At 54.9% G+C, this 15,263-nt stretch carries 14 protein-coding genes; 11 read left to right on the forward strand and 3 right to left on the reverse strand.

Translation table 11 applies throughout. The annotated features are described in order from the left end of the window. Positions 1-51 precede the first annotated feature (51 nt). Positions 52-996 (reverse strand): Abi family protein, encoded by a 945-nt coding sequence (locus NKT35_RS05965; protein WP_254299773.1) that lies wholly within the window; start codon positions 994-996, stop codon positions 52-54. A gap of 482 nt (positions 997-1,478) precedes the next feature. On the opposite strand from NKT35_RS05965, the gene NKT35_RS24150 reads away from it, so the two are divergent. Both NKT35_RS24150 and NKT35_RS05970 read left to right on the forward strand, forming a co-directional pair. Then, complete coding sequence (locus NKT35_RS24150) at positions 1,479-1,700, forward strand: transposase (RefSeq protein ID WP_371926493.1); 222 nt, start codon at positions 1,479-1,481, stop codon at positions 1,698-1,700. A gap of 11 nt (positions 1,701-1,711) precedes the next feature. Continuing rightward, positions 1,712-1,933: a hypothetical protein gene (locus NKT35_RS05970; RefSeq protein ID WP_254299775.1), complete on the forward strand. Its 222-nt coding sequence runs from the start codon at positions 1,712-1,714 to the stop codon at positions 1,931-1,933. 1 nt (position 1,934) lies between these two features. Here NKT35_RS05970 and NKT35_RS05975 read toward each other — a convergent pair whose 3' ends face one another. Continuing rightward, entirely contained in the window at positions 1,935-2,258 is a 324-nt protein-coding gene (locus NKT35_RS05975) for a hypothetical protein (protein WP_254299776.1), read from the reverse strand. Between the two features lie 655 nt (positions 2,259-2,913). Here NKT35_RS05975 and NKT35_RS05980 point away from each other — a divergent pair. The 8 genes from NKT35_RS05980 to NKT35_RS06015 all read left to right on the forward strand — a co-directional run bounded on the left by NKT35_RS05980 (position 2,914) and on the right by NKT35_RS06015 (position 13,345). Next, positions 2,914-3,837, forward strand: a complete 924-nt coding sequence (locus NKT35_RS05980) for a hypothetical protein (protein WP_254299778.1) — start codon at positions 2,914-2,916, stop codon at positions 3,835-3,837. Positions 3,838-3,846: 9 nt separating this feature from the next. Further along, the gene (locus NKT35_RS05985; RefSeq protein WP_254299780.1) at positions 3,847-4,287 is read left to right on the forward strand and encodes a hypothetical protein; all 441 of its coding nucleotides are present in this window, start codon (positions 3,847-3,849) and stop codon (positions 4,285-4,287) included. 2 nt (positions 4,288-4,289) lie between these two features. Continuing rightward, complete coding sequence (locus NKT35_RS05990) at positions 4,290-6,350, forward strand: AAA family ATPase (protein ID WP_254299782.1); 2,061 nt, start codon at positions 4,290-4,292, stop codon at positions 6,348-6,350. A gap of 1,082 nt (positions 6,351-7,432) precedes the next feature. Then, positions 7,433-8,206 carry a Tn7 transposase TnsA N-terminal domain-containing protein gene (locus NKT35_RS05995; RefSeq protein WP_254299784.1) on the forward strand — a complete coding sequence of 258 codons (774 nt, stop codon included), beginning with the start codon at positions 7,433-7,435 and terminating at the stop codon, positions 8,204-8,206. Next, a complete protein-coding gene (locus tag NKT35_RS06000) occupies positions 8,203-10,239 on the forward strand; it encodes a TnsB C-terminal domain-containing protein (RefSeq protein ID WP_254299786.1) in 2,037 nt (678 codons plus the stop codon). Before NKT35_RS05995 ends, NKT35_RS06000 begins: the two co-directional genes overlap by 4 nt. Then, complete coding sequence (locus NKT35_RS06005) at positions 10,236-11,228, forward strand: TniB family NTP-binding protein (RefSeq protein ID WP_254299788.1); 993 nt, start codon at positions 10,236-10,238, stop codon at positions 11,226-11,228. Before NKT35_RS06000 ends, NKT35_RS06005 begins: the two co-directional genes overlap by 4 nt. Beyond that, positions 11,225-13,072, forward strand: a complete 1,848-nt coding sequence (locus NKT35_RS06010; protein ID WP_254299789.1) for a TniQ family protein — start codon at positions 11,225-11,227, stop codon at positions 13,070-13,072. The genes NKT35_RS06005 and NKT35_RS06010 overlap by 4 nt, the downstream gene beginning before the upstream one ends. 15 nt (positions 13,073-13,087) lie before the next feature. Continuing rightward, positions 13,088-13,345 (forward strand): XRE family transcriptional regulator, encoded by a 258-nt coding sequence (locus NKT35_RS06015; protein WP_254299790.1) that lies wholly within the window; start codon positions 13,088-13,090, stop codon positions 13,343-13,345. A 734-nt stretch (positions 13,346-14,079) separates the two neighbouring features. Here the strand turns inward: NKT35_RS06015 and NKT35_RS06020 are convergent. Next, positions 14,080-14,592 carry a hypothetical protein gene (locus tag NKT35_RS06020; RefSeq protein ID WP_254299791.1) on the reverse strand — a complete coding sequence of 171 codons (513 nt, stop codon included), beginning with the start codon at positions 14,590-14,592 and terminating at the stop codon, positions 14,080-14,082. A gap of 267 nt (positions 14,593-14,859) precedes the next feature. Between NKT35_RS06020 and NKT35_RS06025 the strand changes: the two genes are divergently transcribed. Further along, positions 14,860-15,228, forward strand: a complete 369-nt coding sequence (locus tag NKT35_RS06025; protein WP_254299792.1) for a helix-turn-helix domain-containing protein — start codon at positions 14,860-14,862, stop codon at positions 15,226-15,228. The last annotated feature ends 35 nt before the right edge of the window (positions 15,229-15,263 follow it).

Genomic DNA, 15,263 nt, shown 5'->3' on the forward strand with positions numbered 1-15,263 from the left:
ATGCGAGAAGGCCATCTTATCATGCCGCACAGCCTAATCATTAATGGTTATCTATCTTACTTTAAATAGCCCATATAACGAGCCGCCATACTCCCATGCAACTGTTGAGTTTTCATTCTTTGCTTTTGAAGAAATACTTCTAATAATTCGCTTTTTCTTTGCCGTAAGCTTTGGCTCAGCATGAGCGTATCTATAAATATTGAGCTGGTCCATTGCGCAGACCCTCCTAGCCTGCGAAACGATACCGACTTTCTCAAGCAGAGATAGTAGCCGCTGGTCAATGGCACTTAAAATAAGCTCCATCTTATTTATTTTCCTCCTGATGGATTCTATTGCGCCAATATCATTTACGCCCCCCGAGCTCGAACTAACCCATATTTTATCGTGATGAAAAAGTCTATTTCTATATTCACGAATTTCACGAACTATAGCTAATATGTCGTGCCTAGCCTGCGTACTACTAGCGCTTATAATATTGTATTTCCGAAAAACCTTGCCCATTGAGCGCGGCCAAAGATAATTTGACTCTTGAGCCCGATTTGGCGCAGAAAAAGAATCCTTTAAAACATGCTCCCAGGTACTGAAGTCAGTGGCAGCAATAATCTTGTCATGCGACCAAGTAGGAGGCGAGCTTGGCAACGCGGCCCCTGAAGGCAAACCCAATCTAATACGCTCAGCTTGTTTCCATGCTTTATCTAGCGAACTCTTGGCTTTGTTTATATTATCTATAAAATCTTTAGTGTTAGCATTATTAAATTGCGGGAGCATCCACCACTTATCGCCAAAGCGGCGACGCGCCTCATTGTCTATTGAATTCCGTAGCGCTATTTCTACGTTATTAGTAAGAGGATAAAGCGAACCAACCGCGTGCTGCGCCCAAACATAAACGCCATACAATTCCTTTTCATTAGTAGGACTAAATGTAAGTTGATAGCTAGCCAGTCTCTGTGGCGACGCCAAGGGGAGAATTTGAGAATAATTGAATGTGTGCGGCATGTTATTCGCCATTATATGATTTACGTTTGCGCCCCTTACGATAGCACTACTGGTCATTTTTGGATATGGTCACGCTTGACATGCCCTCCATCTCGTGGCTATACTCTGCGTACACAGTGCCTGCATGCCCTCTTCCCATCATTGATGTTCTAGTCGGCATGCGTCTGTAGGCAAAACGTAAGAGAAGGCTCGCCTCTGGCGGGCCTTCGCCATTTCAGGCGTCCAGAGTGGTGACTGCCCCTGTGTGCGCGACCAATTCGGGTCCTGTTCGTGTGGTGGCTAATGCGTGGCCTGCCACATCGAAGAGCTGAATGAAGCCAGTGGGCGGCTTTGTTGCACAAATAAAGGCTTGCGTCTGCTTGGTAGAGTGACGGCCTGAGCAAGCCCCTCCCTCCAAAGTACCAAACCACCAACTGGCAGACCTACAACCAGTCCCTCAGACAACGAGGGCTACTCCTTCGCATGCCCAGCAAAGACATGAACTGGCAGACTGGGCCGCTCCCGACTTCAGCACGCTTTCCCGCCACCGAAAGACTTGCAGGGTGTGCATCCCGATACAGAGGAAGCAGGGGTGTCTGCATCTGCTGGTGGATAGCACTGGTATCAAGATGATGGGCGAAGGCGAGTGGAAGTTGAAAAAGCAAGGTGCAGATTGCCGCCGCCAATGGCACAAGCTACATCTGAGCATTGATGTGCAAACGTAGGAATCCGTGCTATGGATACAACCGACAATCGCACCGACGATGCCACGATGTTGCTGGAATTGCTGTCACACATTCCAGAGGCAAAGGAGCTGGCAACGGTGACGACGAATGGGCCTTACGGCACACGCCTGTGTCACGCAGCGATTGCAGAGCGTGGAGCTGCAGCTATCTCACCCGCGTCGAAACGGCCAATTTTGGAAAGGGAATTCACGGGGCAATCAGGCTCGCAATGAGTCACTGCTCTCCATGAAATATCTGGGGCCAACTCTCTGGAAAAGGTGGAGTGGCTACCCGCTCATCAACCGTATCGAATACAACCAACTTGGCGGAAAAGTCCGTGGCAAGACCCGCGTCGTCAACTGCGAAAATGCCTACGTCCGAAACATCAACAGAAAAAGGATGCTGAAGACTGTCTACCGTGGCCGCAATCTGACCAGTCGTATTGTCGGGAAGGCGCACCGTCCTTTGCTTTTCGTTAGATGCATCGTGTCCTCGGTCCCAGAACCAAACAGACCATTGCTTGTTAGGCGAGTGGTGTGACAAGATGAAATCCATCATGTCTTCAATTTTTGATGGATTACGGATAGGCTCACATGCGGACTCTGCCGGCGCATCAGACGGATGTCGAGGAACTGGTGCAGGTACTGTGCGAGACTTCAGTCCCCAAAAAAACCGTGCAGAATTTTTAAGATTGCCATGTTCGCGCTTACCCGTTTGAGGTAGCTCTGATGGGCACGCTTATTATGCGCGAAAATCCATGCGGAACATCTTCGTGTGGCGTCCCGCCCACCCACCTATAGTCACAAGCCGCCAGCATCACAGCTCCGCCTGGTTGCGTCTTCGATGCGCACAAGCTTGCTGAGGCGAATCAACTGGGGAGCGGCGCCAGCAAGTGCCAGACCGGACAGGGTTTGCTTGACCGCGGTTGCTCACTGGTCGGGAGAGAGCGAGGCTCTCGAGGCGCAAGTCTCGGGTTGGTGGCCCCAGAAGGTTGCGATTTTTGAATAAATACCTATATTTTTGCTACCAATCAAAAAAATGCTCGATATTGGAACGCTTCTGCGCTTAAATGCGTTATAGATAATCGGATGACGCGGGTCTGTTGGTTGACAGGCAAACAGTAGAGGCGTCAACTCGACTCTCAGGGGGCCGTCGGCAAGCAGGTGCCAACGATGGCGCCATGAGTCGCCAAGACACCAGGTAGGGGCACCAGTTGATTCAAACAGATTACGGAACATTCGACGGTACAAGCTGGGAGCGCTTATGCCAGAAAGCGTTCAAGCTCAAATTTGGCTCACTCTATCAACGGATGCCAGCATCTCCCGGAGACTATGGGATAGAAGGCTGGACCATTGATGGCATGGCATTCCAATGCTATTGCCCCGAGAAAAACTACACTCAGGATGAGTTACGTAGTGCCATCCAAAGCAAAATCACGCGGGATGTCTCCAAGTTAAAGCTTTACCAAACCCAAATTGCCAGTCGTATCGGCAATACGAAGATTCAAAAGTGGCTCCTTGTTACCCCTGTTTTCGAGCATAACAATCTGCACGAACATGCCAGAAAGAAAGAAATAGAAGCACGAGAATGGGAGCTTTCAATTCTTCACGATGATTTCACGATTCTTATTCAGGATGCGGGATATTACGCTACAGAGTTCGAACAATGTCGTCGCTCGGAAGGCCTTCCATTGCAATTGGGGCCAGTTGTGACCGCTGAAGATGTGCTTCCACAGGCGCCAGAGGAGTTTGAAGAGCTCATCGACCGTAAAAACAGGGTGCGACTCCGAGATAAGGCTGGTTTAACCTCGTTCGAGACCGAATTACAAAAGTTCAATACACTCACTGCAACTAAATTTTTAAAATGTGATGAGCATCTCGCCACTATAGAGCGGACGTCACCCCAAGCGTTTCAACAAATCATCCGAGTTATTGGTCACTACGCCGAGGAGATGCAGGAACTCCAGGTTGCTTGGGTTGGCGAGCCTAACGGATTGGTCGAGGAGGTGAAAACTGAACTCGGACGTCGACTCGAAGAGGATTTGAAGGGAACTATGGGTTTTAGTGATGCTCGACGATTGGCAGATTTAATGGTTTCACGCTGGCTGGCGGTCTGTCAGCTGGACTTCACGGAGTAAGTTGAGCTTATGAGTCACCTTGCCTTTAACTTACGTCCGTCGGTAGTACTTCCTGACCATCGTCCCTTATACAAGATTACTCAGCTATTACTGGTGCTTATGCTCGCATCACACGGCAAGAAATCCAGCACAGTTCGACTTCATCTTTTTAATTGGATTCTGAAAGATGGCGCCCGGCGTACAAAACTCACCCACGCATCGGTTACCAAAAGTCTTCAGTTTCCGGCATGGGGTTTAGACCCGGCCCTCGACACAGCTCTCGCGTTTGCAAAAGCGGATGGCCTTATTGAAAGCACATCCACAGGTGTAAAACTGACGGCTCATGGTCAAGAGTTTTGTACGCGTGCGCTGAAAGCCGGCCTCTTTGAAGAAGATGAAGCGTATTTAAAGAAAATAGGACTTACCATCACTGAGAAGATGGTCGGGACAATCGTCGAAAGGTGGACTTGATAATGTTCATCCGCGCAGTCGAGATACGTATCAACAGTGGTAACGAGCGCTTTGGTTTCCGGTGTAAATTTGATTCTGGCCTCAATATCATCAAGGGAAGGAACTCGTCCGGGAAAAGTACGCTTGTTAACACCCTTATGTATGCTCTAGGGTTAGAAGAACTTATTGGAGTCAAAGGTGAGCGTGCGCTCACATCTGCAGTACGGGACCGGTTCCAGTATGACGGGCGACCTCATGAAATTCAAAAGTCTGCCGTTCTCGTCGAATTACAAAACTCTGCCGGAAATGTCGTTACTTTTCGACGGCCAATCCGGAATGACGATAAGTCAACGAAGCTTGTCGAGGCTTTTGATGGAGCAATACTGACTGGGCCTGTCAGCGACCGTGCTTTGGCGACCCCGCTATTTCTCCATGACCCAGGTGCAGCTCTGTATGAAGAAGGATTCTTAAAATACTTAGAGTCCTTCCTTGGGCTGCAGCTTCCACGGGTTCAATCCTCCACGGGTGGTCTTACTAGACTCTACCCGCAGGTAGTTGCTGCGGCTTTGTTCATTGAGCAAAAGCGTGGCTGGACCGATTACATAGCAAACATCCCCTTCTATCAAATACTTGGAGCTCCGACTAGAGTCGTACAATATCTCCTCGGGCTTGAATGCTTTGAGCTAGAAGAAAAGAGGGCGCTCAATGAGCAAATGATAAGTCGACTCCAATCCGACTGGGCAAATTTGCTGTCGGAACTTACCGGTGTCCTCCAGCCTCTTGGTATCGCAACACGTGGTATCCCGAAGGTCCCAACCTCGACATTTTCCGCAGATAACGCTTCTATTGTGGTGCGTATCAACTCGGAGGACGTACTTGTATCCGAAGCTGTTGCAACAAAAGCTAAGGAATGGGACGTTATTGAAGAGGCGCGTGTAGGTGGCCCGAAGTCAGCGTCTCCGGATGTCATTCAGTTGTTGAATACTGAAACGGTGAAACTTGAACGTCTTGCTCAGCAGTATGAGGAGCTTTCTAGCGAGGACCGACTTCACAGCATCAGTCTTCAAGAGTTCACGCAGCTGCTGAATCAGGCAGAGTCAGACCTGCGGAAAAACAAAACCACGCGTAAGTTGCATGACCTAGGAGCACAGGTTGGCCTTAGGACCGCCGAAGACCATTGTCCGACATGTGGCTCAGAGGTTGAGAATACGCTTTTACCTCGGACCGAAGGCGTCCTTCAGATGGACCTTCAGTCCAATATCGATTATCTGGAGGCACAGATACGCATGCTGAAGAGGCAGATTACGGGCCTTGAACATGTGCGCGAACAGAGTAAAAGCTCGCTCCAGCAGCTTGGAGCTAGTATTAATGAGCAGCGAGCATATGTTATTAGCATTAGGAAGGGTGTCGTACAGTCAGATGCAACTTTAGAAGCGAGTATCCGTAAACAGGTTTTTCTTGAACGAGAGATACGTTCGCTGCAAGCCGCCGAGGCACGTTTTTCCACATTCATCGAGCATGCGAAAACTATAGCGTTAAAAATGGAGAGTGCTGAGAAGTTTCGTAAAAGTCTGCCTAGTGACCTTTATTCGGAGACAGACCGAGTCAAGATTACATTGCTTGAGAAGAATTTTCGCGCAAATGCTTCTTCGTTCGGATATACAAGCGCGGAGCCTAGCGAGGTAACAATTAATCGCGGCACGCTTTTGCCTGCCCTTGGCGACATTACTCTTCGTGAAGTGCTCAGGAAAAATGTGAAGTCTGAATCTTCGGCAAGTGACTTCGTTCGGCTAATCTGGGCTTTTCTATTGGCGATTTATCAGACTTCCAGTATGAAAGAGTTTGTCGGAAATCATCCGGGCTTTCTGCTTTTTGACGAGCCTGGGCAGCACTCAATGAGTGAGGTAAGTCAGAACGCTCTCATGCGGCTATTCTGTGGTGCTCAAGACTTGCAAAGTGTTGTAGCTGCTTCTTTCGATGAAAGTGAGGACCTTTTTCTTCGAGTTACGGAAGGTAGTAAATTTCACCTTATAGAACTGCCGGACAAAATCATCGCTCCAATGGCGCATGATGGAGTTATGTAGTTGGCCTTCTGTTTGACGTACTGATGCTCATCACTAGACTATTGAGTACAACCGCTCGTAGCATAGTCCATCATGCAATTATTTTAAATTCATAGTTTGAATTTAGAGTCGCTAACAACACCTCAGGCTGCCGCTTGTAAGTCGCTGATTTGCCGTGTACGAGATTGCGAAGGATGTAGGTTTTGTTAGCGAGTCTTAGTAACAAATTCCGCTGCTGAAGGAAGGCATTTCGGGATGGCTTTTTCCTGCTCAAGGTAAGCAATTGTTCGGATAATTGCACACGCGGCGAAAATTGGACATGGCGCGTGCAAACTATCGGCCTATGCAAACGGGCCGGCCTTGAAAAACATGTTTCCACCTACTACGGTGAAATTCTGTCAGTGCAACGCTGACCTGCAGTTTTGAGTGTGAACCTGTCTGTTCGATGTGAGCCGCTACCGCGGTCGTACTCGCTATTTATGAGAGGGTACGATGCGGGAGCTGGCCATGGGGCGGGTTGTCTGCAGTAAGGGACAGTCGTTCAAAGTCCGGTCCAAGCCGGAGGAGGCTGTTTGCGCCTTTTTCTGGCTGAATGTGAGAACCGCTTATCCCGAACTGCCGGGAGCCACCAACAGCCAAGCGCGGCGGTGGGGCCTCGTTGCTGAACACTCCCCTGTTCGTCATCACGACCAACCTAGCCGAGTTCGTCTTGCAGGCTCTCCGACCGGCCACGCGATTACCCGTTTTAACACACATTGTCTCGAGCGCTGCAGCATAGGTTCACCACTCCGTGCGACGCCATCACTACACCTTGTAACGCTAACGTTACATGCGCGTAACGCGAAAAAAATTTCCGCCGAAGCCCTCTCTGCCGAATCAATAATTTCCCGTTTTATTGCTTGTAACGTCTGCAAATTAGCCTCTATTTTTCATAAAAACACTCAGATAAGCTGCGCGGTTTATCGTTCTATTGACCGCCTGATGTTGAGCAAAATCCGCACTTCATATTTCCCTTCCAGCCCTTCCGCCGCAAGCGTCATTGTGTATGCCAGGACTCGTGGCCAGAGCGTTCTGCTATGCCGAGCCTCCAAGGGAGGTGTGTCATGAGCCGAACCTCTGCATCCTATGGCCGTCGCGGTCGGGTGGATGATGCCAACACGGGAGTCCGTCATCCGGCCCCCACCTACGGTAAAGCCAAGCTGGGTACGTACAGCCAGAAGGCAAATGGGAACATCAACGTCGAGCAGGAGGCTGAGCGTTTCGTTTCACATCTGCTGGCGATTGACCCACGCGTTCGCGGTTTTCAGCCGCAGCCCTTCTGTGTCGACTTGATTGACAAGTGCTTGTTACTGACCAAAGCCGCCCGAAGCGCGGCCTGGCACGCGTATCGCGAACTGCCAGGGCCGAAACTCTACACCCCCGATTTCAGTGTGGTCTGGCAAGACGGGCTGCATTACGCGGTTGAGGTCAAGCTGGAAGGTTTCGAGGGTGACGAAGCGTACTGGGAAAAAATCGCGCGCGCCCGTCCGATTCTCACGGCCAATGGCTACCCGCTGCGCACCTTGGTCATGCCGACGAACACAGCCCATCCGCTGAGGACGAACGCGCGCCTCCTCAAGCAGGCCATGCATCAACGTCATACCTACCTTACCGCAGCGCTGGTCGAACGCGTGAGAGAGCGCTGTGAAGCGGGGCCGGTCACCGTACGTACCCTGTGCGAAGACCTCCAGCTATTGCCCGACCTGATGCCGGTGTTGCTGGTCAGCGGTTTGCTGACAGCAGACGTGGCCCATCACCCCATCCGCGGCACGCTTGAGGTTTCCCTCGCGCAGGGTGACCTGAGCCACCTGTGTTTGCTGGAGGAGGTGGAACGATGATGCACACCCTCCTGTTGAATGACCGGCTGGCACCGCCGATGAACCACGACGCCTACCTTGAGGTGCTCGACCCGCGCCCGCGTGACGGCTGCGTCAGAGTATTCGATGCCGCCAAGCGTGCCGACCGCTATGTGGAGGTGGCGATGCTCACAGCGGACCTCTACGCAGGCAAGCTCACCCTGTTGCGCGCAGGCAAACCGCGCTTCAGCCAAGCCGCCCAACACAGTGACACGAAGCTTCACGATAAAATCCATGTCATCCAGGAGGCAATGCGGCGCATCCGTGACCTCCAGAAGCGGCTAAGCGTGAGCTTTGCGAAGGCCTACCACTACGCGGCCGAAGCGTATCGCGATGCAGCGGGGCCGCAGTCGGAGCCCTTTCCTCCGCAGTCGACGATGTATCGCTACCGACAACGCGAGCTGGCCGGTTTGCCCGTGCTGCGTGGTGACCGAAACAAGGGCAACCGCTCGCCGCGCTACTCCCAAGAAGTCATCAACACGATTTGCATACTGGCGGAGTTGCACTATCTGGTCCCCCAATCGCGCTGGTCACTCGAAACCTTGACCAACACGGTCAACCGGTCGGTACGGGGCAGTCTTGTCCCGCTGGATTCCCCAAGGATTAGCAAGAAGTTCGTCAGGAACACCATCCGGCGTTTTGTCCAAGCGAACCCGGACGACGACCGGATGCTGCCAAGCCAGGCTATTGCGGGAACCGCCATTGCGAAACAGCGCATCCGGGTCGAAATGCCCTTTGAGCGGGTGGAGCAGGATGCGCTGCATCTGCCCTTTGTCATCCAGACCCCTAGCGGTGTCAGCAGCCAGGTCTGGCTGGTGCATGCCATTGACTGTTGTACGGGCCATCCCATGGGTTGGCGGCTGGTGGTGGGGGCGCCCACCGACACCGACTCGCTGGCCTGTGCGGAGATGTACATGGCGCCCGTCAGACTCAAGCGCCTAGCGGCCTTGGGCATTGACTGCACCTGGGCCGCGTGCGGCACGCCAGGACTTCTCGTCTTCGACAACGGGGCCGAAGCCAAGACCTGGCGCATCGAAAAGCTGGAGCGGCTTGGCGTCGACGTCAGACATTGCCGCGCCCGCGCCGGGCAGGAGAAACCCTTCATTGAGCGTCTGAATCTCTCGCTCAAGAAGGCGCTGGAGGCCTTAGCGGGCTGTACGCGCTTCGATGGAAAAGATGGGCAGCGCGACCCCATTGCGCTGGGCGACCGACTCATGACGCTCGAGGAACTCGAACGCTGGATTGTGCGCTGGTTGTATGAAGACTGGATTCATCAACCCTTAGACCGTCTGACTTGGGAGGTGGTCCTCTCAGAATCCACCATCAAGGGAGAGACCCCGGCCACGCGCTGGCAACATTTCGAATCATCCTGCTACGCGATTTCCCTGCCGCCGTCGCGCGCAGAATGGTTGTCGGCACTCTACGAACATACGGCGCGCACGCTGAACCGAAAGACCGGTATCTCGCAGGAAGGAATGAACTACAAGGGCGATAGCTTGCCCGCGTTGATTCACCGCCATGGCGAAGGGCAAATGGTGCACGTGCTCTACAATCCGGACGACTTTCGTTACATCTACGTGGATGACGGTGATGAGCGGCCGCTGGTCACGCTGGTCAACGAGCACGTCCGCCCCGAAACACCCGCCTGGACATTTCAAGAGGCCAAGGCGCGTTTGAAGCTTCAGAAGTCCAGCATCGAGCTTGCTCCCCAAGCCCAGAAGTTCAAGGACGCACTGCACGAGCAAGTGGTCGCGGACTCGCTGGCACCTAAGCGCAAAAAAGCCAGCAAGCATGAACGCAACCGCGAAACGGCCCAACGGGAAAAGCATGCTCGCGCTGTGACGCGGGCATCCCAGCAACCAGGGCCACGGCCGCCACCGACCGTGTCTGGACGCAGCACCGACTGGACGTCAGACAGCCCGCCAGCGTCCGCTACCACACCACCGGTTGCACCGTTGCTTGACGATGTCGTGCTGCTGCCGGTTCTGGCCCGTGACAGTGGGGGTCTGTTGTGACCACGCCCGGCAAACAACTGCGCATCGCTCTCGAAACCTGCGAACTGCCGCACCCGCAGTTCCTCGCGCATTTCAAGCCGCTCAGGCAGTGTATCGAGGACGCCATGGATGGTGCTGCCAGCCGTGTAGAACAGCTGGTCGGGCCTTCCCGCGCGGGTAAGTCGATGCTTATCGAGAAGCTGAAACGGGATTACCCGGAAACGAAGGTCAATGGCCGTCGGCAGGTTCCTGTCCTGGTCGTGGAGCTGGAGACGCCAGTCTCGCCCAGGCTGCTACCCTCATGCGTCCTCGCGGCGCTCGGTTTGCCTGTGCCGGAGAATGCCAGAATGGGCGCCTTGAACGCCCGCATGCAGAAACAACTGGATTTGGCCGGTACCCGCGTCGTGCTGTTTGATGAAGTGAACCATCTGGTCGAGCGGGGCACGCGCGTGTTACCTCCCGAGGCTGGCGACTGGTTCAAGGTGCTGGCGGACAAACAGAGGCGTACCTTGGTGCTTTCCGGTACGCCCTTGGTGGAGCGCATGGTCCAGCAGCACACGCAGTTGCGCATGCGTGCCTCGGCACCTCGCCGGCTGATGCCTTACGACTCGCGCGTGCCAGACCAGCTGCAGGCGTTCCATGCCTGTGTGGCAACCTATGCGAACCTCTTCAAGGAGGCCGGTTTTCCGATTGCACTGCCTGCGTCAGCGTTGACCTACCAGTGCTACCTGCTCTCCGGCGGGCTTATCGGCGTGCTCAGCAAATTCATGCGTGAACTCGTTCGTCACATGGCGTATGAGACACCACGGGCCCTGACATTTGCGGACTGTCAGGCAGCGGTGCGGACCATCGAAGTCTCCGGCTCCCCCCGCTTTCCGGCGTTTGAACGACCGGAGGTGGTGATGACGGATACTGCGCCGGCTGCCCTTCATCAGGCCTTTGTGCAGGTGATGCACGACAACGACATCCCGGTACCGCTCATTCCTGAACGGGTAGGAGGCATCCAATGAGTCTACTGGTAACGTATCCCCCGCAGCAGGATGAATCTGGGCTGGGCTATTACCGTCGGCTGGCCGCGGACAACGTGCTCTCAGGTTGGCGGGAGCTGGCCAGCATGGCTGATGTCCCGCGCAACGCTGGCGCCTTGCTGGAACAGGCGGACCTTGTCGCAGGCGTGCTGGGCCTCGAGCCAGAATGGGCACAACAGGTACGAGAGCAGGATATGGTCCGGCGAGGCTGGGGGCATCTGCATCGCAAGCAGACCGATGCCGTCTGCCCCGCCTGCCTGGCAGAGGCTCCTTATTTGCGCCACTACTGGGGCCATGCCTATGTCACAGCCTGCGCTGCGCATCGCATTCAGCTGGTCGAACGCTGCGATGGGTGTGGCGAGCGGCTGTCGCCAGAGCGTGACCACATTGACCAATGCGAATGCGGCCAAGACTTCCGTGAACTGCCGCGTCAGCCGTCCACGCCAAGCCAGCACTGGTTGTCGGCGCTGATAGCCGGAGATGGAACAAGTACCGGCCGGGCCGAGCCTAGGCTGAAGGGGGTGGACCTCGGTGTACTGGCCCAAGTAGTGGCGACGCTCTGCCTGTCCGCCGACCCGACACGGCCGATGTCCCCTCGTACTTTGGCGTACCCGCAGTCGGTATCCGCCGCGGTGGCCTTTCTGGCGCCGTTAGAATTGTTGCTGGCGGACTGGCCGAGAGGATTTCAGGACCATGTGGCAAGCCGGATTGCCGCCGGTAAGCCAGAGGCGCGAACACTCAACACCCTGCTGGGTCAGTGGTACATCAGACTGCGCAAGCTTTGTCTGGGCACGGCGCTCGAACCATTCCTGCAGGCCATCATCAACGTCGCCGCCGTGCAGTTCGATGGTCTGCTCGGGCTCGACTCGGCCAAGGCGATGGCGGAAGCAGCGACAGACCATCTGCGCGCATCGGAAGCAGCCAGGGCCATCGGTATCAGCGAGGACCGCTTGCTCAAGGCCACCCAGGCGGGCGAATGCGCCTATCGCACACGTCGTATGGGGACCCGCGGCCAAATCTACGAGATTCCCCGTAACGAAGTGACTCGCATTCAGCAACGGCGAGCCGAGTGGGTGAGTGCCGACGCCGCCTGTACGCAGGCGGGTGTGTCGCCTGCCGTACTTGAGCACATGATGGCGGCAGCTGTCATTCAAGCAGATGTGAACTGGCGCCAGGACCTGCTGAAAGGCGGCCCGGTTGCATCAGCCTCCCTCTCCGCACTATTTGACTGCATTTGTGCGGTGGCGGAGCCTGTTTCCGTGGGGGACGAAGAGACGCTGACTTGGGCAGCGCTGACCAGCCGCCGTATGGGTGACAAGCAGGCTATCCAGACCGTGATGCAGGCCATTGCTGACGGCAGGGTGAAGGCCATCACATGCGGTCGTCGGCTTGGCGACCTGGTTTTCCGGCGGGATGACGTGACCGCGTATTTTGGTACCCCCTTACTCGAAGCGGGGATGTCGATTCAGCAGCTGTCGAAATTTACCGGCTGGAAGTGGGAGAGCATTGCCTACTGGATTGATGAGGGCCTACTAGAATCCGAGTCCATTTTGCTGCGAGGACGGCCGTGTCGGGTGGTGCTGCCTCACCAGCTGCTGACGTTTCGGCAAACCTATGTTCCTCTGGCGGACCTGGCGCGCGGCATGGGCACAAAGTCGTCGGCGCTGTCGAAGCTGCTGCCTGGCATTGAGCTGGTAGGTGCGCGGCAGCTACCAGGCGGTGCGATGCGTGGCGGGCTGATTCTCATGGCAGATTTGGGCCGGCTCGCGCTTATCGGAGCCCGGGCCGGACAGGACCTCTTTGTGTCCGCTTCCCCGATTCAATGAAAAGAAGGAAACGTCATGCATCAGAAATCAGAAATTTCTTTCACGAGTCCTGCTGAAGACATCAAGTTATCGTTATTGAACGCACTCACAAGCTGGATGGACAACGGCGGTTTCTTACCGGCAGAAGCCGTGAAGAAACTCGGTATCAGCGACCAGCAAGGTCACGCGCTTCTCCAGAGGGAAACGGATGCGCTTACGATTGATGTCCTTGTTGATATGTTGCTACGTGCGGGAAAACACATTCACATCACGATAGATGAGTCATTGCCATGACGACCCAGACGGGATGGTGTCAAGAAGCATCATCGATTTTGAGGCTTCTCATGTTGGATGAAAATGCATCGCGGTATCTACATACTTCGATGGACTCGACAGGATTCTCTATCCTCTTGCCTGCCTGAAGGGCTCAGCCAGACAAACAGGTGCATACTTTTCAGCTTACCTACGGGTGGTGAGGCTGAGCCGAGCCCTCCCTGACAGGTTAGCCTGGGATGCGCCTTCACTCAGCCGCCACCCATGTACTACGGTATGGAGCCGGCCTCGCCCGACAGACTTTCGTTCCGCGCCTCTGTCTTCGCCAGCGCGCCGGATGTCTCAGAACTTCCCCCCAGCATCCGGTTTCCCCGTCGCGCTGGTGGTTAGCACCTCGTCCGCGCCGGCGGCAATCGCTGCATCACCGAAGCCCATCGATGGATGGGGCGGCCCTTCTTCCCGGCGGCATTGCGCGCGGCGGATAGCATGTAGGTCTTGCATCAGAGTATATGCATCGTCAGGGGCATGAAATGCGAATCTCGGAACATTATGTGAAAGAGGTCGGTGCGCCAAGAACATTGCCACGAGCTACGCTCATCACCCATCGCAATAACCGGTAAAATAGCTTTTACTGGTCTTTTCTGAATGATTTAAGAGGAAGAATACTACCAGTATTAGCAGGTAACCTCCTGGCGCTCCCGTCTAGCAACACACAAACGCAGATGGCATCGACACCGTTATCATTCGCCCTACGGTTAAATCGAAGTCAGCCCCAAGCTGAATTTGCCCTCTTGGCGCAGCCGTTGGTAAATGGATGTCACATCACGACGAATATTGGGGCCTAACCAAACTAGACCCTCAATCAAGCCATCGCAGACCCAACGTCCATTCAAAGGGAATACCCCGGTTCTTATGACGGAACCAGTCTCTCCCTGCCCGATGTCCCGCAAACGCTCGGTCAGTCCCAGCACACCATGCGCGCAGCTACCATCTTCGGGTAGCAACACTGAATACGCCCGCGTATCTTTGAGATAAACCCAGCGATTGAGCCGGATTAGGCGAATAGCCTCCAGCATTTCTTCATCAGAATGCCGTAGCTTGGCGCGGTAACGAGAGAGCGAATCCCGGTCCGCCTCATAACGTGCCCGGCCCAGCACCAGCCATTGAGTTGGCCGCTTGCCGCGTTTCTCCTCTGCCGTCACCAACGTGCTGAGAAAGGCCATGTAGGCATCAATGAAACGGTCTGCACTGTCACGGTCAATCAACATACCGGGCACCTTGCTGACGGCGGGAATGATGCGGAAATATCAGCTGTTTTTTTGTCATGGTGTCGAGTTTAGCAAAAGCGCCTTGCCTAGACGCACACATCACGCAGCCGACACCTCCTTCGGCCCCCGCGGAGGAGCCGCGCCATGTACATATGCACTGAACCGCCATTCACTGCAACAGATACCATTTTGCCCCTTATCGCCTTTTCCGCTTTAAGGGCATGATATTGCTTATTATGGAAAGACCCGCCACGGCGAATGAAACCGATGCCATCGCCTAGCGCGCACCTGACGCCCGCCGAACAAGAAGCCGAGCTGGGGCGTTACAGCCTGCAGTGCAACCTGAGCCAAGCCACCATGGCGGCGCGCGCCGGCATTAGTCTCCGCGCCTTGCGCAATCTGGAGGCCGGCCAAGAGGCATCGCTGACCACGTTCATCCATGTGGTTCGCGCACTGGGACGCGAAAGCTGGTTCCAGACGCTGGCCCCGATGCCGACCATCAATCCGTTGACCATGACCCGCGCAGCGACGCCGCGTCAACGCGCCACCCAGCCACGCCGCCCGCCGGGTGACATCCCGCACCGTAGCGGCTGGTCGAAGCCGGTCTGGAACTTGTTGGCGACCAACAGCAGGTGAGAATTCGGTTCGGCAAACGCCTCACGGATGTCGCG

The sequence above is a fragment of the Chromobacterium sp. IIBBL 290-4 genome (assembly GCF_024207115.1).
Taxonomy (GTDB): domain Bacteria; phylum Pseudomonadota; class Gammaproteobacteria; order Burkholderiales; family Chromobacteriaceae; genus Chromobacterium.